22 protein-coding genes and 1 other annotated feature are annotated in these 26,999 nt (G+C 27.4%); of the genes, 16 read left to right on the top strand and 6 right to left on the bottom strand.

The window, feature by feature from the left end; translation table 11 throughout:
• Position 1: 1 nt before the first annotated feature.
• From CKV72_RS07820 to CKV72_RS07810, 3 genes are all read left to right on the top strand, one after another.
• Positions 2-1,024: an asparaginase gene (locus tag CKV72_RS07820; protein ID WP_095177951.1), complete on the top strand. Its 1,023-nt coding sequence runs from the start codon at positions 2-4 to the stop codon at positions 1,022-1,024.
• A gap of 152 nt (positions 1,025-1,176) precedes the next feature.
• Positions 1,177-1,441: a binding site (T-box leader), on the top strand.
• A 125-nt stretch (positions 1,442-1,566) separates the two neighbouring features.
• The gene (gene brnQ / locus CKV72_RS07815) at positions 1,567-2,904 is read left to right on the top strand and encodes a branched-chain amino acid transport system II carrier protein (RefSeq protein ID WP_095177950.1); all 1,338 of its coding nucleotides are present in this window, start codon (positions 1,567-1,569) and stop codon (positions 2,902-2,904) included.
• Between the two features lie 102 nt (positions 2,905-3,006).
• Entirely contained in the window at positions 3,007-3,951 is a 945-nt protein-coding gene (locus CKV72_RS07810; protein WP_095177949.1) for a transposase, read from the top strand.
• Positions 3,952-4,174: 223 nt separating this feature from the next.
• Here the strand turns inward: CKV72_RS07810 and CKV72_RS07805 are convergent, their stop codons facing one another.
• The gene (locus CKV72_RS07805) at positions 4,175-5,329 is read right to left on the bottom strand and encodes a DEAD/DEAH box helicase (protein ID WP_089865953.1); all 1,155 of its coding nucleotides are present in this window, start codon (positions 5,327-5,329) and stop codon (positions 4,175-4,177) included.
• A 238-nt stretch (positions 5,330-5,567) separates the two neighbouring features.
• Between CKV72_RS07805 and CKV72_RS07800 the strand changes: the two genes are divergently transcribed.
• Positions 5,568-5,981, top strand: a complete 414-nt coding sequence (locus CKV72_RS07800) for a hypothetical protein (RefSeq protein WP_089865951.1) — start codon at positions 5,568-5,570, stop codon at positions 5,979-5,981.
• A gap of 64 nt (positions 5,982-6,045) precedes the next feature.
• Here the strand turns inward: CKV72_RS07800 and truA are convergent, their stop codons facing one another.
• On the bottom strand, positions 6,046-6,783 hold the full coding sequence (truA, locus tag CKV72_RS07795) for a tRNA pseudouridine(38-40) synthase TruA (protein WP_174209101.1): 738 nt from the start codon (positions 6,781-6,783) through the stop codon (positions 6,046-6,048).
• A 227-nt stretch (positions 6,784-7,010) separates the two neighbouring features.
• On the opposite strand from truA, the gene CKV72_RS07790 reads away from it, so the two are divergent.
• Positions 7,011-9,020 (top strand): methyl-accepting chemotaxis protein, encoded by a 2,010-nt coding sequence (locus CKV72_RS07790; protein ID WP_095177948.1) that lies wholly within the window; start codon positions 7,011-7,013, stop codon positions 9,018-9,020.
• A 113-nt stretch (positions 9,021-9,133) separates the two neighbouring features.
• Here the strand turns inward: CKV72_RS07790 and CKV72_RS07785 are convergent, their stop codons facing one another.
• Positions 9,134-9,706, bottom strand: coding sequence for a flavin reductase family protein (locus CKV72_RS07785; protein ID WP_095177947.1), 573 nt, complete (start codon positions 9,704-9,706; stop codon positions 9,134-9,136).
• Between the two features lie 145 nt (positions 9,707-9,851).
• Here CKV72_RS07785 and CKV72_RS07780 point away from each other — a divergent pair, with 145 nt between their 5' ends.
• The 3 genes from CKV72_RS07780 to CKV72_RS07770 are packed head-to-tail and all read left to right on the top strand — an operon-like array spanning position 9,852 to position 14,165.
• On the top strand, positions 9,852-10,202 hold the full coding sequence (locus CKV72_RS07780; protein WP_095177946.1) for a winged helix-turn-helix transcriptional regulator: 351 nt from the start codon (positions 9,852-9,854) through the stop codon (positions 10,200-10,202).
• A 59-nt stretch (positions 10,203-10,261) separates the two neighbouring features.
• Entirely contained in the window at positions 10,262-10,888 is a 627-nt protein-coding gene (locus CKV72_RS07775) for a YczE/YyaS/YitT family protein (protein ID WP_242955717.1), read from the top strand.
• Between the two features lie 25 nt (positions 10,889-10,913).
• The gene (locus CKV72_RS07770) at positions 10,914-14,165 is read left to right on the top strand and encodes an SNF2 helicase associated domain-containing protein (RefSeq protein ID WP_095177945.1); all 3,252 of its coding nucleotides are present in this window, start codon (positions 10,914-10,916) and stop codon (positions 14,163-14,165) included.
• A 20-nt stretch (positions 14,166-14,185) separates the two neighbouring features.
• Here CKV72_RS07770 and CKV72_RS07765 read toward each other — a convergent pair whose 3' ends face one another.
• The gene (locus CKV72_RS07765) at positions 14,186-14,965 is read right to left on the bottom strand and encodes a response regulator transcription factor (protein ID WP_089865940.1); all 780 of its coding nucleotides are present in this window, start codon (positions 14,963-14,965) and stop codon (positions 14,186-14,188) included.
• On the bottom strand, positions 14,953-16,665 hold the full coding sequence (locus CKV72_RS07760; RefSeq protein WP_095177944.1) for a cache domain-containing sensor histidine kinase: 1,713 nt from the start codon (positions 16,663-16,665) through the stop codon (positions 14,953-14,955). Before CKV72_RS07760 ends, CKV72_RS07765 begins: the two co-directional genes overlap by 13 nt.
• A gap of 211 nt (positions 16,666-16,876) precedes the next feature.
• Here CKV72_RS07760 and CKV72_RS07755 point away from each other — a divergent pair, with 211 nt between their 5' ends.
• Positions 16,877-18,637: a flavocytochrome c gene (locus CKV72_RS07755; protein ID WP_197696939.1), complete on the top strand. Its 1,761-nt coding sequence runs from the start codon at positions 16,877-16,879 to the stop codon at positions 18,635-18,637.
• Positions 18,638-18,678: 41 nt separating this feature from the next.
• On the opposite strand, the gene CKV72_RS07750 is transcribed toward CKV72_RS07755, so the two are convergent.
• Positions 18,679-18,942, bottom strand: a complete 264-nt coding sequence (locus CKV72_RS07750) for a TIGR04076 family protein (protein WP_095177943.1) — start codon at positions 18,940-18,942, stop codon at positions 18,679-18,681.
• 197 nt (positions 18,943-19,139) lie between these two features.
• Between CKV72_RS07750 and CKV72_RS07745 the strand changes: the two genes are divergently transcribed.
• The 7 genes from CKV72_RS07745 to CKV72_RS12545 all read left to right on the top strand — a co-directional run bounded on the left by CKV72_RS07745 (position 19,140) and on the right by CKV72_RS12545 (position 26,954).
• Positions 19,140-19,925, top strand: coding sequence for a DUF3298 and DUF4163 domain-containing protein (locus CKV72_RS07745; RefSeq protein ID WP_095177942.1), 786 nt, complete (start codon positions 19,140-19,142; stop codon positions 19,923-19,925).
• A gap of 40 nt (positions 19,926-19,965) precedes the next feature.
• Positions 19,966-20,526, top strand: a complete 561-nt coding sequence (locus tag CKV72_RS07740) for a ferritin-like domain-containing protein (RefSeq protein WP_095177941.1) — start codon at positions 19,966-19,968, stop codon at positions 20,524-20,526.
• A gap of 141 nt (positions 20,527-20,667) precedes the next feature.
• Positions 20,668-22,854 (top strand): type IA DNA topoisomerase, encoded by a 2,187-nt coding sequence (locus tag CKV72_RS07735; RefSeq protein WP_095177940.1) that lies wholly within the window; start codon positions 20,668-20,670, stop codon positions 22,852-22,854.
• Entirely contained in the window at positions 22,841-23,473 is a 633-nt protein-coding gene (locus CKV72_RS07730; RefSeq protein WP_095177939.1) for a cyclase family protein, read from the top strand. The genes CKV72_RS07735 and CKV72_RS07730 overlap by 14 nt, the downstream gene beginning before the upstream one ends.
• A 323-nt stretch (positions 23,474-23,796) precedes the next feature.
• Positions 23,797-24,858, top strand: a complete 1,062-nt coding sequence (locus CKV72_RS07725; protein ID WP_089865926.1) for an NAD(P)-dependent alcohol dehydrogenase — start codon at positions 23,797-23,799, stop codon at positions 24,856-24,858.
• Between the two features lie 158 nt (positions 24,859-25,016).
• Positions 25,017-25,223 (top strand): hypothetical protein, encoded by a 207-nt coding sequence (locus tag CKV72_RS07720; protein ID WP_207652116.1) that lies wholly within the window; start codon positions 25,017-25,019, stop codon positions 25,221-25,223.
• A 144-nt stretch (positions 25,224-25,367) separates the two neighbouring features.
• A complete protein-coding gene (locus CKV72_RS12545) occupies positions 25,368-26,954 on the top strand; it encodes an ATP-binding response regulator (RefSeq protein ID WP_095177938.1) in 1,587 nt (528 codons plus the stop codon).
• The last annotated feature ends 45 nt before the right edge of the window (positions 26,955-26,999 follow it).

The following is a 26,999-nucleotide window of genomic DNA, read 5'->3' as shown; positions in this document are numbered from 1 at the left end:
TATGAAAAAAATATTGCTATTATCAACAGGGGGAACTATTGCTTGTTCTCAAGGAGATAATGGACTTGCCCCTTCACTTACTCCAGAAAGTCTTTTAAATTATGCTAAGGAAATACAAGACATATGCCATATTGATACTATGCAAATATTAAATATTGATAGTACTAATATGCATCCAGAGTATTGGATACATATTACTGAGTACATTGAATCAAACTATCATAATTATGATGGATTTGTTATAACTCATGGTACAGACACCATGGCATATACCGCCGCAGCTCTTTTTTATATGGTGCAAAATTCTTCTAAGCCAATAGTTATTACTGGTGCTCAAAGACCAATTACATTTAAGGAAACAGATGCAAAGAGAAACTTGGTAGATTCCATTATGTTTGCTTGTAATGGAATAGGTGGGGTTTTTATTGTATTTGATGGTAAAGTAATTTGTGGATCCCGTGCGGAAAAATTAAGAACAAGAAGTTATAATGCCTTTGAAAGTATTAATTTTCCTCATTTAGCTAACATTGAAGGAAATCAAATTAAATACAATAATGAAATTTCAATTTGTAAAAAGAAGAAAGAACTTGTTTTTTATAAATCTTTATGCACTAATATTTTTTTATTAAAACTTACTCCAGCAACAGATCCAGATATACTTAATTATTTAAGTGATAAATACTTAGGTATAATTATAGAAAGTTATGGTAGTGGAGGAATTCCATTTAAAGATAAAAAAGATTTTTTATCAAAATTAAAAATGTTAGATGAAAAAGGAAGAATTGTAGTTATAAAAAGCCAAGTTTTACTTGAGGGAACTGACTTAAGTAAATACGAAGTTGGACAAAAAGCTCTAAAATATCCAATAATACCTGCATATGACATGTCAACAGAAGCAATAGTTACAAAGCTAATGTGGGTACTTGGACAAACATCTGACAAAGAAAAAGCAAGAAAAATGTTTTTAACTCCTGTAAAGAATGATTTAATTATTGAAAATATTCAACAAGAAATAGCTAAATAATGGGGACGGTTAATTCATTTTTAGATGATTTACTAGATAATAGATGAAAAGAAGATGTTATGAAATAGATTACTGTGATTTTACTTTTAAAAACCAAAATTATCTTGACATTTAATTTAAAAAGATGTATCATATAAAAAACGAAATTCTTAACAAATTCTGTGAAGAGAAAAAGTAAAGTATATTATTGTTCTAAAGAGAGTTGGTGTTTTGCTGAAAGCCAATGTTCAAAATATATTTGAAAATCATCTCTGAGAAGTAAAACCGAATTTTTTAGTAAGTTTTACCGGAAGTTTTCGCCGTTAAAAGAAAAGCGTATTATTTAGTACGTAACTGAGAGCTATGAAAATATAGTTTATATTTCTTATATATTTTTATAGAATTAGGGTGGTAACGCGATTAAACCTCGTCCCTTTTATTGGGATTGAGGTTTTTTTATATATTTTTTAAAAGAAAATAAGTATTAAGGGGGTTTTTAAATGGATATTGAAGGAGACATTGACATTAAACCAAAAGATTAAAAAATAATAGGGGGCTTTAAAATGAATAATTTATCAAAAAAAGACTTATTACTTATAGGATTAATGCTATTTTCATTATTTTTTGGGGCAGGTAATTTAATATTTCCACCTTTTTTAGGTCAAGCAGCTGGAGGCAATACTTGGATAGCCATGGGGGGCTTTTTTGTTACAGCAGTTGGATTTCCTATACTTGGAGTAATATCAGTATCAAAATCAGGTGGACTTCATGAATTGTCAAAAAAAGTAAATAGAACTTTTGCAATGGTATTTACTGTTTTAATTTATCTTTCAATAGGACCATGTCTTGGAATACCAAGAGCAGGAAGTTTACCTTTTGAAATGGCAGTGGCACCATTTTTACCAAAAGGATTTGTATCAAATACCTTGGCATTATTTTTATATACACTTTTATTTTTCACGGTAGCATATTGGTTATGTTTAACACCATCAAAACTTGTAAATCGTATGGGGAAAGTTTTGACACCGACATTATTAACATTAATAGCAGGTATATTTTTAGCAAGTTTGTTAAAACCATTAGGAGGATATGGAGAAGTGACAGCAGAGTATTCATCTTCACCTCTTGTTAAAGGATTTTTAGATGGATATTTAACAATGGATACAATAGCGGCTTTAAATTTTGGAATAGTAATATCGTTAGCTATAAAGGCAAAAGGAGTTGAAGGTAAAAAGGCTATAGTTTCAAATTCTATAAAGGCAGGATTTATAGCTGGAACTTTATTAGTAGTTATTTATTCCATGCTTGCACATCTAGGGGCAACAAGTGGTGGAAGATTTGGACAAACAGAAAATGGTGCACAAACTTTAGCTAACATAATGTTATATATATTTGGAAGGCCAGGAGTAATATTATTAGCAGTAACATTTACTCTTGCATGTCTAACAACTTGTGTAGGACTTATAACTTCTTGTAGTCAATATTTTACAACTATAATGCCAAAAGTTAAATATATAACTTTTGTAAGAGGACTTACACTTTCAAGTATGCTTCTTGCAAATATGGGACTTACTAAAATACTTACAATATCTGTACCAGTATTAAATGCAATTTATCCAATAGCTATAGTTCTTATACTACTTTCCATGGTGGAAACATTTTTTCATGAAAATTCAATTGTATATATTTCTACAATAGCATTTACAGGTGTTATAAGTATATTACATGCATTAAGTGGAGCTGGAGTAAAATTAGGTTTTATAGAACAACTATTAAGTAATTTACCTCTTTATTCACAAGGGCTGGGTTGGGTTACACCTTCAGCTATAGGATTTCTCTTAGGAATAGTTTTAAAATTAGTTAAAGATAATACTCATAGCAAAGCAGTAGAAGCTAATTAAGGTAAGGGGACGGTTAAGCAGAATTAGTTAAATTAAACTAACAGAAAATTGAATAGAAACCTCATTTCATGTTAATAATTAAAATACAAAATATGAAATGAGGTGTTTTTATTGCCAAGAACAAGAAGACAAAAATCAGAGGATGCTATATATCATGTAATGATAAGAAGTATAACGGAGGTACCCCTATTTGAGAAACATGAAGATAAAATTAGATATTTAAATAAAATGAGAGAATATCAAAAACAATATGGTTTTAAAGTTTATGCATATTGCTTAATGACAAATCATGGACATTTTATAATAGATTCTAATGGTGCAGATATATCAAAAATAATGCATGGACTAAATTTTAGTTATGCAATAAATTTTAATAAAATTAATAAAAGAAGGGGACCTTTATTTCAAGACAGATTCAAAAGTAAAATAGTGGATACACAAAGATATCTTATTACATTGTCTGCCTACATTCATAACAATGTGTTAGACATAACAGGATATGAAAAATGTCCAGAAAAGTATAAATACTCAAGTTTGAAAGTATATTTAGGACTTGAAAAAGATGCTACAGGTCTTTTAGACGAAGCATTTATAATGCAGTATTTTAGTAATAATGTAAAAGAAGCCAGAGAAAACTATGCTAAATTAGTTTACATATGTGATGATGAAAAAATAAAAAATGAACTAGAATTTCAAGATGAGGAAACGGAATACAGGAGTGATAGAACGATAATAGTAAGAGATTTTGAGCCTGATGAAATACTAAAATTTATTGAAAAAGAAACAGGAATAGACAAAATAATGTGTCATGTAAAAAACAATAAAAATTCAAAAATTGTAAAAGCGCTAGCTTCGCTATTAATGAGAAGTCTTTGCAATTATAGATGTAAGGATATATGTAAAGTCTTAGGAAACATTGCTCAATCAACAGTATCAAGACTTTGTTCTATTGGAGTTGAACTTATATCGACAGAAGAGAAATATAAAAACATAATAAATAAGTTTATTTCGGAACATAGACATTCAAAAGCACTAGCTTGTATATAATATTTTCACAATTTAACTAAACTTGAGTTAAAAACTTAAAAAATAATTTATATATATTTAAGCCTTTTATTTTATCTACAATATAAGGTTTTATTAGTATGTTTATGATTAATATGGACAAGCTTGCTCGAAGTTAAAGTGCACCTTGAAAATGATAAAAAGGCTACTTTATAATCTATATCTAAATAAAATGTGATGATAAATAAAAGTTAAACGTCCCCAATTATATAGAGCTTTTTTTAGAATCTAATATTTTACCCTTATATATGGTTTTCAAATTAATTTCTATTTTAAAATCTTTTTCATATTTTTTTATTAATGATAAATCTTTATCTGTAACTATAGAAATTGCAGTGCCAGCTTCTCCTGTTCTACTAGTTCTTCCGACTCTGTGAAGATATTCTTTAGTATCAGATGGTAAATCTAAATTAAATATATGTGAAACATTTTTAATATCTAATCCTCTAGCGGCAATATCAGAAGCCACTAAAAGTTGAAGTTTACCACTTCTAAATCCTTCTAGAGCCTTTTGTCTATCCTCTTTTGAAGAACTTCCATGTATTCCTTCAGCTTTAATTTTATGATATTTAAGTTTAGATGTAATGATTTCAGTTTCATCACTTTTATTTATAAATACTATAGCTTTTTCTGGGTTTATAGATGCAACTAATTTTCTTAAAATTTCAATTTTATCTCTTTGCTCTGATATGAAGTACATATGAGTAATATTTGGATTTACTGCATTTTCAGATTTAGCTTTTATAAACTCAGCATCCTTCATTAAACTTTTGGCTATACTTAACGTTTTTTCATTTATAGTTGCAGAAAAAATCATTAATTGTCTATCTTTCATAGTGGTTTTAATGACATCTTTTACACTAGATAAATTACTGTGATCAAGCAATTTATCACCTTCATCTACTACAATGGTTTTAATGGTGTGTGCACTTATTTTTTTCTTTTTTATAAGTTCTAAAATTCTCCCACTAGATCCTACAATTATATGAGGTTTTTCTTTAAGTTTTTCAATTTGTCTTTTTATATTTGCATTCCCTATTATAGGTGTAGAAGTCACAGGAACTTTGGAGTTTTCAGATAAAAGTTTTATTTCTCTATTTATTTGCATAGCAAGCTCATGAGTTGGTGCTAATATTATTGCCTGCATCTCACGTTTTGAAGTATCTATTTTTTGAAATATAGGAAGTAAATATGCAAGTGTCTTTCCACTTCCAGTTGGTGATTGACCTATTATGTCTTTATTTTCAAGAGATAAAGGTATTGCCTTTATTTGAATATCTGTTGGTTTATTTATTCCTTCTTGTTTAAGTCCTTCTATTAGGTTTTGATTTAATCCTAACTTATCAAATGATTCTATCATTTTCTATCTCCTTATTATGAAAATTATTGAATAAAACTACATTTTTTAGCACTTTACTAAACTTATATAAGTTTATAATGTAGTATAGTATTTTGTCAAACAAATTATGTATATAAAATTAATTTACAAAGGATGTGCAATATGAAATAGAAATTGTAATATATAATAAATAAATATGATATAATAAAATTATTGTCATTAAATAATGTCTAAATAAAAAGCAAAGTGAGAGTATTAAATGAGAAATGAAAAATTAGAAAAATTAATAAAAAAAATGGATAGAGATATTGCAGCTATGAACATTGCTAAAAAATACTTATCCAATGTAAATGAAATTAATGATGTAAGAGATGATTTAAATAATAAAAGACAATTGTTGGCTGATGAATTGTACTCAGAGGATCATTTTTCTTATAGAGAATGTCGTGAAATTATGGAAGGAATGATAGACGAGAAATTAGAAAAGAAAGAACAAATAAAGTTACTTGAAACCATAAAAGATAAATTTGGAAGACAATCTCCAAACCCAAGTAAGAATAGCAGTGGTCTTAATGCTTGGTTAAAGGAGCTTAAGATCGAATATAATTGGATTAACAATGAAGAAAGTGACTGGGATACATTAGTCATAACTGGTTTTGGACTATATGAATAAATAGAATCTTTTTGAATTTAAAAAATAAACTGTAAACACCTTTGTTTACAGTTTATTTTTACTATTAATATTGAACATCCTTTAAGCATAATCCCCTTGCTGGAAGGATTAGACTAGCATTTGCTCTTTTCTTTTCATTTAACATTTTCTCAATATCTATTGGTTTGATGTTTCCCTTACCTACTTCTAAAAGAGCCCCTGCAATAATTCTTACCATATTTAACAAAAAACCATTTCCGTTAATTTCTATATCTATCATACCTTGATTTTCTGTTATATTTATGTATTTAATAGTTCTAATAGTTGATTTAGAGTTAGATTTTAATCGAGTAAAGCTTTGAAAGTCATGAGTTCCAATTAAAAATTCTGTAGCTTCTTTCATTGTACTTACATTAAGTTTTTCATTATTGTGGTAAGAATACTTTTTATTAAATACACTTCTAAATTTATTATTATTTATTCTATAAACATAGGTTTTTGATTTTACATTATATCTTGCATGGAATCTTTCACTGGTATCCTTCATAGTTTTTACTACTATATCTTCAGGTAAAAATTCATATAGATAATCTAACATATAATCCACAGTGAAATCACAATTAGTATGGAAGTTTGCTACATAATTTTCGGCATGAACACCTGAGTCAGTTCTTCCGCAACCTATTACTTGAATATCTTCTCCAGTCATTTTAGACAATACAGTTTCTATTTTATCTTGTATGGTTAAAACATCTTTCTTTTGTTTTTGCCATCCTTTATATCTAGTTCCATCGTATTCTAATATCATTTTTAAATTTCTCATTTAGACCCACCTTTAATGTTTTTTAATGATTCTTTAATTATATACTATAAAGTCTATTATTTATAGATATTTTATTTATATAAAATCCAATGTAAATTCAGAAAATCTTTTCAATTGTGCTATTTTATACTACTAATTAAAGATTAAACAATATTTAACGAAAATATGTAAGTGGAATAATATACAATAGAATATTATTTTAATATTAAAAAGGAAAGGAAGATTTTATGAAATCAATAAAAACAAGGTTGATTGCTATATTCACAGGAGTGGTATTAGTGATTACATTGGGATTAGGAGTTTTATCTACTAATATTGCTAATAAAAAGTTACTAAATAAAGCTAATAAGGATTTGGAAATAATGGCTATGGCAGAGGCTAAATACATAAAATCTATATGTGATGCTGAAACTTCTTATATTGACGCCATTGCTCAAAGCAATATACTATTTGATGAAAAAGTGACTTTGGATGAAAAAGTAAATTATTTTCAAAAAGAAGCTAAAAGAACAGGATACATAGAATTTGCTCTTGCTGACAAAAATGGTAATGTAATTAGCTTCAATAAACAAAAATCAGTTTTAAATATTAAAGATAGAGATTATTATAAAAAAGCAATATCAGGTAAGAGAGCTGTATCTGATGTAATTATAAGCAAAACTGATGGACAACCTGTAATTATGTTTGCAGCACCTGTTATGAGAAATGGTAAAATTGAAGGAGTTTTTTATGGCTTAAAAGCAGGAATATTTTTAAGCACTATTGCAAGTAACTTTAAATATGGGGAAACAGGATATGCATATATTATTAATAATAAAGGGGTATCAGTAGGTGATAAAAACAAAGATCTAGTTTTAAAACGATATAATTTTATAGAAGCTGCAAAAGAAAATCCAGATATCAAACAATTATCAGATGTTATAGAAAATAAAATGATAAAAAGAGAAGTAGGTATTGGAGAATACTCTTATGAAGGTAAGGGTATAATGGTGGGATTTTCACCAATAGAAGATAGTAATTGGATTATATCAGTAGGTATGGAAACTAAAGAAGTTTTAAAAGATGTATACCAATTAAGGAATATATTAATTATATTTTCATTAATAGCTATTGTAATAGGTATAGTTATTATTTATATGGTAAGTGCAAGTATAGCAAAACCAATAAAATTGTTAACTGGAAATATTGAAAGAATTGCTAATTATGATTTAACTTTTACAAAAGATGAAACAGAAAAATATCTAAATAGAAAAGATGAAATTGGGAAAATTGGAAATGCTATTTTAGCTATGCAAGAAAATTTTAAATCTCTTATAAAAGATGTAGAAGATGCATCAAATCAGGTATCTGCATCCTCTGAAGAATTTTTAGCAACTAGTGAGCAATCGGCTACTACTTCTGAAGAAGTAGCAAATACAATAGAAGAAATAGCAAGAGGTGCATCAAATCAAGCACAAGATGCAGAAAAAGGAGCTCATTCTATGGAAGAGCTAGGATATCTTTTAGAAGTAGAACAAAAATATTTAGAAGAATTAAATATTTTTGCAGATAAAGTTGTAGATCTTAAAAATGAAGGAATCAGTACAGTAAAATATTTAGTGCAAAATTCAAAAGAAAATAATGAAATAGCAAATGAAGTTAATGAAGTAATTATAAGTAGTAATGAAAGTGCAAAGCATATACAAGAAGCTAGTGAAATGATTCAATCTATAGCAGAGCAGACTAATTTATTAGCTTTAAATGCAGCTATAGAGTCAGCTAGAGCAGGAGAAGCAGGAAAGGGATTTGCAGTAGTGGCAGACGAAATCAGAAAGCTTGCTGAGGATTCTAATAAATTTACAGCAGAAATTAAAGAAATTGTAACTGTTCTTACATCTAAAACTGAAAATGCCGTTCTAAATATGAAAAAAGCAGAAGAAATTGTAAATAACCAGGATAAATTAGTAGAAAAAACTGAGGGACAATTTAATGGTATAGCAGATTCAATAGAAAAAGCAAAAGAAACAATAGAAAACTTAAATGTATTCAGTAAAAAAATGGAGGATAAGAAAAATCAAATGTTAGAACTAGTTCAAAACTTATCAGCTATAGCAGAAGAAAATGCAGCGGGTACTGAACAAGCATCTGCATCAGTACAAGAGCAAGCAGCATCTGTAGAAGAAATAGCTGGTTCAAGTCAAAACTTAGCAGAACTAGCTCAGAAATTAAATGAATTGATAATGAAATTTCAAATATAGAAATTAAAAAATGGAGATGTTGCATTAAGAATAAACCAATATGTTATGCTAACTTATGAATGCGACATCTCCTTTTCTAAAATAATATAAAAATAGTATAATAAAAATTTATTTTATTTATTGTATTTATTACCTTCGTTCCAACACTTACCAATTATGTTTCCAGGTTCTAGGTACGATTTTGTAGGCATTTCAAATAATAGTGGTTTAACCTTTGAATAATCTATAGTACCATTAGCATTTAATACATTATCATCTACATAAGTATTAATCACTTTTAATATAAAGTTATCTTCTTCTTCAGTTTCATAAATGTCTACAAGTTCACATTCCATAGATATAACAGCACTTTTAATTAGTGGAGCAGCCTTTAATTTTCCATAGAAGTATTCAAATACTTTTGATTTATCTACTTTATGACCAGAAACCATTCCAACATAGTCAGCTTCAATAATCATGTCTTTAGTAACTAAATTTACAGAGGCAGTTTTATTTTCCCTTATGCCTTGATTAGAATAGTGAGATTTATGCATACTTAACATTATCTTATCCATTCCAACTACGCCTAGGTGAGCTATATTAATCCAATTTACTTTACCATTTACTTCAGTTCCTATTATTCCAATAGGTGTTGGATATAAAGCAAATACGCCACCAATATTCTTTTTTTTAATGTCTTTTTCCATACTAAAACACCCTCCTGCTTATTTTATATATTTAATTTACAATTATATTGTTTTTATTTATACTTTAATTATATATTATATAATTTTTTTTATAAGTACGGACTTTAAAGTAATATACTAACTAAATAGAAAGAAAGGTGAAAATATGATAATAGAAAATGATACTAATAAAAAGTATAGATGTCCTGTAGAATACACATTAGAAATTATAGGAGGAAAATGGAAACCTCTTATATTGTGGAGTTTAGCCTGTGATAAGGTAAAAAGATATGGAGAAATAAAAAAAACTATTAATGGAATAACTCATAAAATGTTAAGCCAACAACTTAAGGATTTAGAAGAAAATGGATTGGTTCATAGGAAACAATATAATCAAGTTCCACCTAAAGTTGAGTACTCTTTAACCAAAAAAGGAATGACTATTATACCTATTTTAGATGCTATGTGTCATTGGGGAGAAAATAATATGAGAGACCAAGGAAAACATGTAAAATAATAATTGGTTGTATGATATAATTATTTTAATGTATTGAGTAATTTTATGGGGGTGTTTATGTGAAGAAAATCGCTCTTAATATTATAAAATTAATGATAGGATTTTTTCTATTTGCTGTTGGAATTGTTATGACTATAAATTCTGATCTAGGATTATCTCCTTGGGATGCTTTTCATAATGGTTTATCTAAGTCTATTAATATTACTATGGGACAAGCAAGTATAGGAGTTGGAATAATTGTTGTAACAGTTAATAGTATATTCGGAGAAAAAGTTGGTTGGGGAACACTATTAAATGTACTAACAATTGGAGCATTTATGGATGTTATAATGTTTAACAATATAATACCTTCATTTCAAGGAATATATTTAAGAATTATAATGATGATAATAGGGCTATTTATAATAGGAATTGCAACCTATCTTTATCTTAGCGTGGGATGGGGAGCGGGTCCTAGAGATGGATTAATGGTTGCACTCTCAAAGAAAATTAAAAAGCCAGTAGGATTAATAAGAAGTTCTATAGAATTAATGGCATTAATTCTAGGATATATATTAGGTGGTAGTGTGGGAATAGGCACATTTATTACAGTTTTGTGTATAGGACCAATTGTACAAATTGTTTTTAAGATTTTTAAATTTGACGTAAATAAAGTAGAACACAAGTTTATAGGTCAGCATCTTTAATTTATAAAATAAACAAGGAGAAAATATGTTAAAGGAAGAAAATTTATTACAAATGTTTAACGAAAGTACTAGTGGTAACAATCATTTAAAAGGTCAAAGGATTCTTAAAAATGATTTGATATCCTCTTTAAATATTAATGCTGAAGATGATTTTATTTATATAGAATCCAATGTGATTTCAGAAAGTCTTTTTAATGAATACAATACAAAAATAGAGATTGATACAAGGCAAAAAAGTATTTCTTCTACATTTTGTACTTGTCCGGATTACGAGAGAAATGAGTTTAACAAAAGAAATTATTGTTGTAAACATTTAGTTGCAACTTTTTATAAAGCATTAAAAGATTTAGAAAATCATCCCCTTTTAAATGAAGAAAAATTAGTGCAGAAAAGCATATTTAAAAACAAAAATAAAAATAATATTTTATCTATGCTTTTAGGTGATGAAAAAGATAAGGAAGAAATAAAAATAGAGGTTTATATAAATAAAAATGAATGGAAACAAAACATTACAGCAGAATTTAAAATAGGATTAAAGGATATTAGCACAAGTAAGCTTTATATTTTAAAGGATATTAATGAATTTTTATCAGCCTATTACAATGAATTCCCTATAAAATACAGTAAATACTTTACTTTTAATATAAAAAATCAAAGATTAAGTACTAAAGATAAAAAACTTATTGAATTTATAGAGATGATAAAAAATATAGAAGGAAATTATAAATATATTACTAAAAATGCAGAAAGAAATATACAAGGCAAGTATATAAATATTCCTAAATATTTAGTAAGAGATTTTTTTGAGGTTATAAAAGATCATAAAGTATATTTAAATGAAGGATTTTTTTACAGAACTGTAGAAACAGAAATTTTAGATAAAGCTCCAGATATAGATTTTGATTTAAAAAAAGTAAAGGAAAATTATATTCTTAAAGTGCAAGATGGAATGCCAATAACTTTAGATTCTAATAATAGTGTTTTTTTATATGGTACAACTATATATATTCCCAATTATGAGTTTTGCTATAAAATAGATCCCTATTTTAAAGTATTTAATGAAACAAGAATTGTTACTATAGGAGAAGATGAAGAAGAAACTATATTAAGGAGACTCATTCCAGATCTTAATTTTTTATCTAATAATGTTAGTTTATCTAGAAATATAAAAAATAAAATAGTAATGGATAAATGTGGATTTAGTTTTTATTTTGACCAAGAAGGTAAGAAAATTGTATTAACAGTAAACGTAAAATATGGAGCCTTTGAATTCAATATCTTTCAGGATTGTAAAGAAAAAATTGTGTATAGAGACTATAAAAAAGAAGGAGAAGTTATAGCCCAATTAAAGGTGTTAGGATTTGAAGAAATAAAAGAGAACTTTTACTTAAGTGGAGAAGATGACTATAAATTTACATTTTTCAAAAGTGAAATAAGTAAACTTCAAAAAATAGGAGAGGTATATTATTCTGAAAACTTTAAAGGGATAAAATCTATTAATTCTAAGAGTATTTCTGGAGATATTAAAGTAGGGAAATATGATTATTTTGAAATAGACTTTAAAATAGGAGATATATCACCACAGGAAACTAGTAATATATTGAGGGCATTTAGAGATAACTTGAAATATTATAAATTGAAAAATGGTGAGTATATTGACTTAGAAGAATTAGAGCTAAAAAAATTCTTAAAACTTTTAGATGCAATATCTCCTAAAAAAATATCTGATAATCATATCGAAGTAGATAAAAATAAAGGTCTTTATATTGATAGTTATTTAGAAGAAAATAAAATTAAATATATAAAAGGCAAAAAAGAATTAAAAGAAATAAAAGATAGGTTTAAAAATATAGATAAAATAAAATTTCAAGAACCTAAGGATTTAAATGGAAATTTAAGATTATATCAAAAAGTTGGATACAATTGGTTTAAAACCTTAGATTACCTAGGTTTTGGTGGTATTTTAGGAGATGAAATGGGGCTTGGTAAAACTATTCAAGCAATTTCCTTTATATTATCTAATAAAAATAGCAAATCTTTGATTGTTGCACCTACATCTTTAGTATATAACTGGATTGATGAATTTGAAAAGTTTGCTCCTAGTTTAAAGGTAATTGCGGCTAATGGAACAAAAAAAGAAAGAAAAGATATAATTAAGAACATATCAAACTATGATGTAGTTATAACAACTTATAATTTATTAAAAAGAGATTTAGAAGACTATAAGGCTATAAACTTTGATTATTGTATATTAGATGAAGCCCAATATATCAAGAATTCAAAATCACAAAATGCTAAAGCCGTAAAAAAAGTAAAAGCAAAAAGAAGGTTTGCGTTAACAGGTACCCCTATAGAAAATTCTCTTATGGAACTGTGGTCTATATTTGACTTTATAATGCCTGGGTATTTATATGAAGAAAAAAGATTTAGTGCAAAGTATAGTAAAAGGTTTCAGGAAAATCCAGAAGTTTTAGAGGAATTAAATAAACTTATAAAACCCTTTATTCTTAGAAGAAAAAAGAAGGAAGTTTTAAAAGAATTGCCTGATAAAATAGAAAAAATTATGATGGTAACATTAGAGGATGAACAAAAGAAAGTATATAAAGCCTACGCAAACTATGCAATAGAACTTATACAAAAGAAGGTAAAGGATAATGAATTTAAAAAAAGCAAAATAGCAATACTCTCATATATAACAAAATTAAGACAAATTTGCTTAGATCCAACTGTAATAATGAAAGATTATAACGGTGGCAATGGAAAAATGGAGACTTTAGTAGAACTTCTTACTCAGAGTATAGAACAAGGTCATAGAATACTTGTTTTTTCACAATTTACATCTGTACTTAAAAATATTGGTAAAAGGATTAGCAAAGAAGGTATAGATTTTAGCTATTTAGATGGTTCTATAGCTTCAGAAAAAAGAATAAATATGGTGAAGGATTTTAATGAAGGAAAAAATTCAGTATTTTTAATAAGTTTAAAAGCTGGTGGCACAGGATTAAATTTAACATCAGCGGATGTAGTAATTCATTTTGATCCTTGGTGGAATCCAGCAGTAGAAGAACAGGCTACAGATAGAGCACATAGAATAGGGCAAGAAAATGTGGTAGAAGTTATAAAAATTATAGCTAAAGGAACTATTGAAGAAAAGATTATTTTACTTCAAGAGGAGAAGAAAAAACTTATATCAGAATTAATGGGAGATGAATTATCTAATGGTGAAAGTTTTGCATCTTTAACTGAAGAAGAAATACTTCAATTGTTTCAAATGTAATTAAAAACACCATTAAGTTATTACTTATTGGTGTTTTTAATTAAAGATCTTTCTCTGTTACGATAATTTGTTGGTGAAATTTCCATATAATTTTTAAAAGCTCTACTGAAATAATGTTGACTACTATACCCTACCATATGGGAGATATCATTAATGGTATAATCATTATTACTATCAGTAAGAAGTTTTTTTGCCATATTTATTCTCAATTTATTAAGATAATCTGTAAAACTAACACCTGTTTTTTGCTTAATAACTCTAGTAAGATAGGATTGACTTACATAAAAATGTTGAGCTACAGAATTTAGAGATAGCTCATTGTTTGAAAAGTTTTCTTTAATATAAGAAATTGCAAGATTGCCTATATCTTTAGAATTTTCTATTTCTTCCTTTCCTTCTTTTATTTTAGAAATTTCCCACATCCTTTTAGAATAAGAATCCATTGCTTTAATAAGTATATCCTTAAAATTACGATAATTGATAGGTTTTAGAATATAGTTAAAAACCCCCAATTCCAAAGCTTTTTGAGCATATTCAAATTGGCTGTAGCCAGAAATTATAATTATCTTAACATCTTTATCTTTTTCACGAATATTTTTTATAACTTCTAATCCATTCATAAATGGCATATTAATATCCATTAGAATGATTTCAGGATGATATTTATTAATAGCATTTATTGCTTCAGTACCGTCTTTAGCTGTGGCAATCACTGATAAATTTAGCTTATAGGATTCTATTAATTTTTTTAAACCATTGCGAATGGTTTCCTCATCATCGGCAATTACTATTCTAAACATTCAAATCCCTCACTTATCAATGGTATTTTTAATAATACTTCAGTTCCTATTTTAAATTTACTTTTTATTTCAATACTATATTTTTCACCAAAAGCAAGTTTTAAACGTTCATTGATGTTATATAGTCCATAGTGATCTGTTTCAATAGATTCAGACAGATTTTTACGAAGAGCGATAAGTTTTTCATTATTCATGCCTAAACCATTATCTAGCACTTTAATAAAAAGAAATCCATGTTCTGAAAAAACAGATACATTTATCATACCCTTTTGCTTTTGAAGTTTAAGTCCATGATATATGGAGTTTTCTACTAAAGGTTGTACAATAAGTTTTGGAACAAGATATTGTTCAACAGAATTACATACATTAATAGAATAACTGATTTTATCTTTGTAGCGTATTTTTTGAATTTCTAGATAATTTTTTACATGTTCTAATTCATCAGATATAGTAATAAATTCTTTTCCATCACTTAGGGAAATTCTAAAAAAACCTGATAAATAATTAATCATATCTGCAACCTCAAAGGCATCATATTCTAAAGCTTTCCATTGTATTGTGTCTAATGTATTATATAAAAAATGTGGATTTATTTGAGATTGAAGAACTCTTAACTCAGCACTTCGTTTTTGCTTTTCAACTTGATAAACTCTATCTATAAGCCTTTTAATATCAGTAAGCATTTTATTAAAAACTTGACCTAATATGGAAATTTCATCATTGTTTTTTATTTCATAGTAGGATTCAAGATTACCATCAGATACTTCTAACATATTATTTTTTAATCTATGTATAGGTTTTACAATGGAGCCTGAAATAATGATGGCTAAAAGTGTAGCAGCTAAAAGTAGAATTATTCCAACCCAAATAATAAGATTTATAATCTTATTGGTTTGTTCATGAATTTGACTATTTTCTAACATAATACACAAAAGCCAATCTTCTGTATAGGGAACAGAGGAAAAAAATACTGTAGAATTTTTATTATGAATATTTTTTATTGCAACTGAACCTGAATTATTTGTTTTAGATTCTTTAACAATTTTGTTTAGCTCATTTAAAGATATATATTCACTATTTAATTTTTCTTTATTAGTGGAATATATATCAGTATTTTTATTCATAATCCACGCAAATCCATTATGTATATCAATATTATGTACAATTTCAGAGATTTTATCTAGATTTACAGATCCATTGATAAATCCTACTTTTTCTTCATTATCATTTAAAATTGGATAGCATATTAGAAAAATAGGTTTACTATCAGATTTTGAAACAACAGGTTTACTAATTACATATTCCATGTTTTCTGTCATTGCTTTTTTAAAATATTTACGTTCAGACACATCAATAGTTGCATCGGTGCTTAACCAGCCTATTCCATCAAGTCCTCCAAGGGCAAAGGTTCCATATTGATCTCCAAATACAAGATTTAATTGTGCTAAATATGGTTTTAATTGAGAAAAATCCATTTCTTTACAGGCGGGATGTTCGTGAATAATTCTAATTTCTCCAATACGATGATTAAGCCAAGCACCTATTTCATTGCTTTTAGAGTTAAGTAATTGCAAGGTCTCATGTTCTAATTGTTTCATGTTGAAATCTTTTACTTTGGTTTGCATTATATATAGTAGAGGAGAAAAAGTAAGAACTATACATAACATAAAAGATATGAGAATTTTTAAACGTAGGGACATAGTTTTCCTCCTTAATTTTAAAAGTTGAATTAATACTACTAATTATATTAATATTCACTATTTATTATATATGATTCTCACATTTTATCAAATATTGTAGTTTAAAGTACAAAAACTAGCAAATAAATGTAAATACTTTATTAACATTTTGTGCTACTATTAATATTGGAATAGTTAATAATTTAACATTTATAAATGGGAGGTAAGAATATTGAAAAAGTTTTTGACAATTTTACTGACAGTATTTATGACAATTGGTTTAATTGCTTGTGGAAATTCTAAAACAGCGATCCCTGATGGAAAATATAAGGGAGAAGGTAATGGAAAAGGTGGAAAAATTGTTGTTGAAGTAACAATTAAAGATGATGCCATTACCGATATTAAAGTTTTGGAGAAAAATGAAACTCCAGGATATGATAATGCCATGGAAACATTAACAAAGGATATCATTGCAACTAATAGTCTTGATGTTGACGTAGTTTCAGGATGTACATTAACATCCAATGGTTTTATTGAAGCTGTTAAAGCGGCATTAAAATCAGCAGGAGCAACTCCTGATATGCTAAAAAAACTTGATGAAAAGAATAAAGATAAAGAGAAAAAAGAAGTTAGCGAAACCCATGATGTAATCGTTGTTGGTGCAGGTGGAGCAGGACTTTGTGCAGCTATAGAAGCAAAAGAAGCAGGTGCAGATGTAATTGTTTTAGAAAAAATGCCTATGGCTGGTGGTAATACATTAATTTCTGGTGCTGAATATGCAGCTCCAAATAACTGGATACAAGAAAAAGAAGGGATTAAAGATAGCGTAGAACAATTTACACAAGATATGATAAAAGGTGGAGACGCTAAAAACAACCCTGAATTAGTAAAAGTTGTTGCAGAAAATGCTCTTGATGGCGCAAAATGGTTAAGAGATGAAGTTGGCGTTAGATGGGAAGACAACCTTATGTTCTTTGGCGGACACTCTGTTAAAAGAAGTTTAGTTCCAGTTGGTGCAAGTGGTAAAGAAATGATAAATAAGCAATTAGCAAAGGTTAAGAGCTTAAAAATACCTGTATTATATGAAACACCAGCAACTGAACTTATTACAGATGAAAAAGGAAAGGTTGTAGGTGTAAAAGCTGAAAGCGAAGATAAAAAATATACTTTTAAAACAAATAAAGCAGTAGTTTTAACAACAGGTGGATTTGGATCAAACCTTGAAATGAGAATGAAATACAATCCAGAAATAGATGAAAAAGTTCTTTCTACAAATACAGTAGGAAGTACAGGTGATGGTATTATAATGGCTGAAAAAGTTGGTGCAGCATTAGATGGAATGCAATATATTCAAACTTATCCAATATGTGACCCATTAACAGGTACACTACTTTATTTTGGAGATGCAAGAATGTATGGACATACTATCATGGTAAATAAAGAAGGAAAGCGTTTTGTTGAAGAACTTGACAGACGTGACGTAATATCCATGGCTATTAAAAAGCAAACAGGAAGCGTATGCTATCAATTATTAGACCAAAAGGGATTAGATGATAGTAACTTAGTAGAACCTCATGCAGCAGAAATTGAATACTTATATAAAAACAAATTACTTGTAAAAGCAGATACAATAGAAGAAGCAGCAAAATTCTTTGATATTGATGCAAAAGAATTAAAGGCAACTGTTGAAAGATATAATGGCTATGTTAAAGCAGGTAAGGACGAAGAATTTAATAAACGTAGCATGCCATTTCCTATAGAAAAAGGTCCTTTCTATATCTTAAAAGCAGCTCCGGCTGTTCACCATACAATGGGTGGAGTTAAGATTAACACTAATGCTCAAGTACTTAATAAAGAAGGTAAAGTAATAGAAGGACTATATGCAGCTGGAGAAGTTACTGGAGGAATCCATGGTACAAATAGATTAGGAAGTAATGCTCTTGCTGATATAACAGTATTTGGTAGAATAGCTGGTAAAAACGCAGCAAAATAAGTTTTAAAAAGGAACTCTTTTAAGGGTTCCTTTTTAATGTTTTATAGTTTCTCAATTTTAAATACATTTATAACTTCGGGATCAGGACAACAAAATATACATTGATTTTCATTTTTCCCTCCAGGTACACTTCCACCATATCTTAAAATATCAATGTATGGAAATGCCACATGAAGTGCCATTGGACATAATTTTCCCCTTTCTGTATCAAAATCAAAAGAATCTCCTATCTTATGAGCGTAATGACAGCCACCTTTTTCTTTTTTATTAATTACTGTTATTTTAATTTTAGGTCTTTTTGACATAAATATATCTCCTTTAAATTAAATTATTTATTTTAAATATAACATTAAATAATAATTAGATAAAGTGTATGAATACAAGGTAACAAATATTGTATTTGTTATGAAAATGTAACACTATTTTATATATTTTGTAACTTATAAATGTAGTATAAGAAGTATATTATAATCAAGAATAAAGAATATTGGAGGTAATATTTATGGGGAATTTATTATGTATGGCATTAGCAGCTTCGTTAGTTGGCAATACACCCCCAGCTTTTGCAATTAATTCAACCAATGCTGCAAATATTCATCCTACAGCTATTTACTCTTCACAAAATTTAAATAAGGAAAGTTGTAACATAAGTAGTAAAAAGATTGAATATAAAGATGATACTATAGAAATGGATATGAGGATTCCATTGATAAGTGGATTAAAGGATAAAGAAACAGAATTTAAGATAAACAAGATAATAGAAAATAGAGCTATGGATTTTAAAAAGGATATTGAAAATAGCGCCAAAGAAGCTAAAAAAGAAAATATTCTTACTAACAGTTATCAAGCTATTTTGAAGTTTAAAATATCATTTAATAAAGGGAATATATTAAGTTTAACTATGTGTTTTTATGAGTACACAGGTGGTGCTCATGGCTTAGGCTATAATGAGAGCTTGAATATTGATTTAAATACAGGAGAAGAAATTTATTTAAAGAATTTGTTTGATACTAAGGAGGATTATAAAAATATAATTGATGATTTTATAAGAGATGATATGACTAAAAATTCAAATAAATATTACGAAAATGCATCTGCGGATTTCTATGGTATAATTCAAGAACAGCCTTATTATATAGAAGATAATAATATAGTTATCTATTTTAATCCTTATGAAATTGCTCCTTATAGTGAGGGAATAAAGGAGTTTAGAATACCTTTAAAAAATTTTAAATATGGTTTGAAAAAGAATTTATCATTTCTAATTCATAACTTCAAGATAATTTGAATATAAAATAATATTAGAAATTATTTTGGAGGAATATTTAGTGTCAAAAATAGACTATGAAATGCACAAAAGAGCTGGGTATGCAGATCCTTCTCCATATCCAGAAATAAAAGTGCTTAAACCTAATCTTTATTATGCTAATCTTTTAATTGATGATTATGCGGGCGTAATAAGTGAATTTACAGCTATTAGCCAATATCTTTATCATTATTTCTTTTTTAAAGATATTGATAAAGAGCTAGGAGAATTATTAGAGAATGTATCCATTACAGAAATGCTTCATATGGAGATACTTGCAAGTACCATTAAAAAATTAGGAGGAAATCCTTTAATAAGAGGATCATATAGTACTTGTAATAATTTTTGGAATGGAAGTTTTATATACTATGGAAAACATCTCTGTGAAAGATTAAAAGCAGACATTGATTCAGAATATAAGGCTATTGATGAGTATCAAAAGCATATATGTATGATTAATGACCCATATGTTCAAAAAATTTTGCGAAGAATTATATTAGATGAAAAAGTTCATATAAAATTGTTTAACAAGGCACTTTTAAAATTTTGTGGTTGTACCTATAAACCACTTATTAATGAATAACTAACAATGAATATTAAGGAGGATTTTCTTTTGCTTTGCTACAGAAAGTTCTCCTTAATTATTCATTAGAAGTTAATTTGCAAACTCCTTAAATTAATATTAGAATAATTAAAGAAGATAAAGCTTTAAGGAGTGTTAAATTTGGCAAAGGTCATTATTGCGGAGAAACCATCTGTAGCTAAAAATATTGCAGATGCTTTAAATATAAAGACTAGAAGAGATGGTTATTTTGAAGGAAAAGAATATTTAATTACTTGGGCCTTTGGTCATTTACTTCAACTGTATGATGCTAAAGATTATGATGAAAAAATGAAAGGATGGAAGCTTGAAAAGTTTCCTTTTATTCCTTTGAATTTTAAATATAAAATAAAGAACCAAGCTAACAATAAAAATATTATAGATAAAGGTGCCCAAAAACAAATTAATATAATAAAGAATTTAATTGAAAGTGAAAATGTAGATGGTGTAATATCTGCTACAGACTTTGATAGAGAAGGTCAAATTATTGGAGATGAAATCTTTTCATATTTAGAAATTAAAAAGCCAATTTACAGATTATTATTAAATGAATGGACACCAGATGAAGTTAAAAAAGGTATGAAAAATTTAAAATCCAATGAAGATATGGAATTTTTACGTGACGCAGGCATAAGTAGGCAGTGGAGCGATTGGATTATTGGCATAAATCTAACTTCTGTAGCTACTTTAAAGTACAATATAAATGGTAGTAAAATTTTAAATATTGGAAGAGTATTATTACCTACTCTTAAAATAATTTATGACAGAGATAAAGAAATTGAAAATTTTAAAGCCACTACTTATTATAAATTATTAGCTAATTTTAAAACGGAAAAAGTTGAAGAATTTGAAGGTACTTATTATGAAAAAAACTCAGAAAAATTTGAGGATAAGAATTATCTAAAAAGAGTTGGAGATTTGTTAAAGGATAAAACCGGCAATATAGTAGATAAAAAAATAGAAAAGAAAAAGGAGTATGCTCCTTACCTATTTAATTTATCTAATTTACAGGGACATATCACTAGCAAATACAAAGGTTGGACTTCTGATAAGGTATTAAAAGTAGCCCAATCCTTATATGAAAAAAAGTTTATAACATATCCTAGAACTTCTAGTAGTGTTTTAGATGAAAGTTTAGAAGGTAGAACCAAAAAGGTTTTGGAGACTTTAAAGAGGGGTCTTTCTTATGAAAATCAAATAAAATTTAATAAATCTAAAAGAATATTTGATAGTTCTAAGGTAGAAAGTCATAGTGCTATAACACCTACATATATTAAACCTTCTAAATTAACAAGAGATGAAGAAATAGTATATACAGCTATAAAAAACAGATTTATAATGCAGTTTATGCCTATAGCTGAATTTGAAGAAACTAAAATCACAATTAAAATAAATGATGAAAATATTAAAGGAGAATTTATATCTAAAGGTAAAGTTCAGACTGTAGAAGGTTGGAGAATAGTAGAAAAAATAGATACTAAAGATACAATTCTTCCATTAGTAGAAATTAAACAAAAAGTAGATGTTGTAAGTGATAAGATAAAATCTGTTACTAAAAAACCACCAAAGCATCACACAGAAAAAACTCTATTAAGAGTTATGGAGACCTGTGGAAAGAGTTTTAAAGATGAGGAAAATTCTGAGGAAATGATGAATGCTATTTTAAGTGGATTTAGTATAGGAACTGCAGCAACTAGAGCGGATACTATTAAAAAATTAAAGGATATAGGTTACATAGAAATTAAAGGAAAGAGTCTTATATGTACTAAACTTGGAAGAACTTTAGTAGAAATATTTCCTGTAAAAGAACTTTTAGATCTTGAGTACACAGGAAAGCTTGAGAAAACCCTATCAGATATAGAAAAAGGTAAGTTTGAAAAAAATGAATTTATGGACTTAATATATGAATTTACAAATAAATCCGTTGAACTTATAAAAAATGATAATTCTATGTTAAATAAAATAAAAATAAATTTACCTAAGGGAGTAGAAAGTTTAGGTAAATGTCCCCAATGTGGAAATCCTGTAATAGAAGGAAATAAGGGATATGGCTGTAGTAACTGGAGAAGTGGATGTAGGTTCATAATTTGGAAAAACGATAAATATATACAGTCCTTTGGTAAAAAGGTAACTAAAGACATGGTTAAAATTCTTTTAGAAAAAGGAAGAGTAGGTTTTAGAAATCTTAAAAGTAAAAAAGGAAATGTATTTACAGCATGCTTTACATATGAAAAGAATAAGGAAAAAGGATACTATAGTTGGAAAATGCATTTTTTGAATAATAAGGAGTTTAAAAATGAAAATAATTGACTTAACACATACCTTTGAAGATGATATATCATTATTTCCTGGAGATGAAAAACCTACTGTAGAGGAAGTTTCAAATGTAAAAGATCATGGGTGTAAAATTACAAAAATAAATATGACAACACATTTAGGAACTCATTTAGATTGTAAATCTCATGTGTTTGAAGATGGATTTACTACCTCAGATTGGGATTTAAATAAATTTTTAGGACAGGGAATTGTGATAGATTGTTCTATGGTTAAAAAAGGTGGAAAAATAGATGCTAACATATTAAAAGAATATGATTTGTCATGTAAAGATTTTATTTTAATATATACTGGTTGGGATAAGTTTTGGAAAAAACAAGAGTATATTAAAGATTATCCAGTATTATCAGAACAAGGGGCTAAATATTTAACTTCTTTTAATATTAAAGGTATAGGTGTTGATACTATTTCTATAGATAGTATAAATAATGAAGAATTAACTAATCATAAAATATTATTAGGAAAAGATATCATAATTGTAGAAAATCTTAAAAACCTACATAAATTATTAAAGAAAAAATTTCAGTTTTCAGCTTTACCACTAAAAATTAAAAATGGAGATGGATCTCCTGTAAGAGCTATAGCTAAAATATAAAAAATGGTTTTAAGGTAAATTTATCTTAGAACCATTTTTTTATAAGAAAACATGAATGATTGATAAAGTATTGACAATTAATTATATTATATATATAATGTAATTAACTTATATTACAGAATTTAGCATAATTATATGAAGATATATGTAATTTAATTATAAGTTTACAGATAAACATATATTTTCATATTAAATTGCTATATATAATTGTTAATAAAATAACATGATTATTTGACATTAAATTAATACTATAAGGGAATTATATATTAATAGAGCTGAATAAAAATTGTTTTTATAAACTAAAATTTAGGAGGAGTTTATTTATGAAGGGATTTGCTATGTTAGGAATTGGAAAGGTAGGTTGGATTGAAAAAGAAAAACCTGTTGCAGGACTTTATGATGCAATTGTAAAACCATTAGCGTTGGCACCATGTACATCAGATATTCATACAGTTTATGAAGGTGCCTTAGGAGAAAGAGAAAACTTAATATTAGGTCATGAAGCAGTAGGTGAAATAGTAGAGGTTGGAAAAGAAGTAAAGGATTTTAAACCTGGAGATAGGGTAGTAGTACCTGCTATTACTCCAGATTGGAGAAGTAGGGAAGCTCAAGATTATAATTTAGCTCAGCACTCTGGTGGAATGCTAGCAGGTTGGAAATTTTCTAATATAAAAGACGGGGTTTTTGCAGAGCTTTTCCATGTTAATGATGCGGATATGAATTTAGCTCATTTACCAGAAACTATACCTTTAGAAGCTGCAGTAATGTTACCAGATATGGTGACTACAGGATTTCATGGTTCAGAATTAGCAGGTGTAAATTTTGGAGATACTGTGGCAGTAATAGGAATTGGACCTGTTGGGTTAATGGGAATTGCAGGTGCTAAACTTAGAGGTGCAGGTAGAATTATAGGTGCAGGTAGTAGAGATGCTTTAATAGAAGCAGCTAAATTTTATGGCGCAACGGATATAGTAAACTATAGAAAAGGTCCTATAGTAGAACAAATAATGGAACTTACAAAAAATAATGGAGTAGATAGAGTAATAGTAGCAGGTGGAAATTCAGATATATTAGTAGATGCAGTAAAAATTTTAAAACCAGGAGGAGCTATAGGAAATATTAACTATTTTGGAGAAGGTGAGTTCATAAAAATTCCAAGAGTGGACTGGGGAAATGGTATGGGACATAAAAATATAAATGGAGGTTTAACACCTGGTGGAAGAGCTAGAATGGAGAGACTAATAGAACTAGTAAAATATAATAGATTGGATCCAAGCAAATTAGTTACTCATGTTTATAAAGGTTTTGATAAAGTAGAAGAAGCATTGAATCTTATGAAAGATAAACCAAAAGATTTAATAAAACCAGTAGTAATATTAGAATAAAAATAGAACTATATAAATTGATTAAATTATACTAAACATTAAATTATTTTCAATCACATAATTTCACATAATTACATGAAATTTAAACCACACTTATTTTCTATAATAAAAACACAGTAAACAATAAATAATAAAATTAATAAGGAATGGTTTTTATGATGAAAAGAAAAATGATAATATCAGGTTTGATTGTATCAATATTATCAGTGCCAGTGCTAGTTAGTGCACAAAGTGTAAATTCAAATACTAATGGAAATAAAACCTTTGGACAGAGTCAAGGAAGAGGATTAGGTAAAGGAAGAAATGGTGGGCAAGGAAAAGGTCAAGGTAGAAGAGTTGAAAGATTAAATTCCTACAACAAATAAATACTAGAATAAGTTTATTACAGAAAAAAGTAGATATACTTAATAAATACGTTAAATAGTTATAAATAGGCGGGAATAAAATTTTATTCCTGCCTATTTTTATATATGGTAAAATTATAAATAAAATAATTTAAGGGGAATAATATGCAAAACAAATACAAAGTCTATTTAGTAGAGGATGATGAGAATTTAAACAGTGTACTTTATAGCTATTTAATAAATGAAGGATATGAGGTTAAAAGCTTTCTAAAGGGTATGGAAGCATTAAATCACATAGATGATAACCCTCATCTATGGATTTTAGATATTATGCTTCCGGATATAGATGGTTTTCAAATTATAAAAGATATAAAAAATAAAAATGAAAATACTCCAGTTATATTTATATCTGCTCGCGATGCAGACATAGATAAAATTGTAGGACTAGAAATGGGAAGTGATGATTACTTAGCTAAACCATTTTTACCAAGAGAACTTATTATTAGAATAAAAAAACTTTTAAAAAGAAGCTATAAAGAATATAACTCAAATATTATAAAAATTAATGGATACAATTTAGACCTAGAAAAAAGAGTAGTAACTTTAAATAATGAAATTATAGAATTAACATCTTCAGTAAATAATATAATATATCCCTATAAAGGTATTGGAATGCTTAGGAAATTAAATGATTTAGATAGTAGTGGTGAATTTTTAATTAATGTTGAAAATGAAATGAAAAACCAAAAGGATATATCCAAAAGATATGAATATAAACTATCAGATTCTAAATTATACTATGTTATAAAAAAAATATCCTATGATGGTGAAGAGGCCTATTTAATATCCTTTATGTTTGATACTTATAGAAATAAGCTTTCGCAATCCTTATTAAATAAATTATTTATAATGGCAGCAATTGCTGTATTAATAAGTTTAATTGTATCTTTATGGTTTTCTAAGTATTTAACAGAACCCTTAAAAATATTAGAAGATAGGGTAGGAAAAATAGCAAAGCAAGATTGTTATGAACCTTTAAATTTAGATAGACAAGATGAAGTTGGAAGCTTAGCCAAAAGTATAGAGGATATGAGAATACAACTTGTACAAAGGGATAAAGAACAACAGAATATGCTACAGCAAGTTTCCCATGAATTAAAAACTCCTATAATGGTTATAAGGTCTTATGCTCAAGCGGTTTATGATGGTATTTATCCTAAGGGAAATTTAAAGGGAAGTATACAGGTTATAGATGAAGAAGCTGAAAGGTTAGAAAATAAAGTTAAGGATTTATTATATTTAAGTAAACTTCAATACATTAGAAAAAAGAAAATAGCTGTGGAAGAATTTAACATATATAAATTAATATTAGAGATTGTGGATAAATTTAAAGTAAATAATTCTCATATTCAGTGGGAAATAAAAGGTAAGGATATTTTTATAAATGGTGATAGAGAACAGTGGAGGGTGGTATTTGAGAACATATTAGATAATGCTACAAGATATGCAAAAAGCACAATAAAATTAGAAATGAAAATAGAAGAGAATTTGAAATTGAAAATATATAATGATGGAGAAAAAATAAATAAAGAAGAAATGAATAATTTATTTAAGCCATTTAATAAAGGGAATAATGGAAAGTATGGATTAGGACTCTCCATAGTTAAAGAAATTGTAGAAATTCATAAAGGAGAGATTTTTGTCAATAATAAAGAAGAGGGAGTAGAATTTTGTATAAATAAGAGGGAGTAGAATTTTGTATAAATATTAGTAATTAAACAATAATATATTGTTTTC

It is taken from the genome of Clostridium cochlearium (genome assembly GCF_900187165.1).
Classification (GTDB): domain Bacteria; phylum Bacillota; class Clostridia; order Clostridiales; family Clostridiaceae; genus Clostridium_G; species Clostridium_G cochlearium.
The sequence above is the reverse complement of the archived record's forward strand: the minus strand, read 5'-3'. Positions and strand labels throughout refer to the sequence as shown.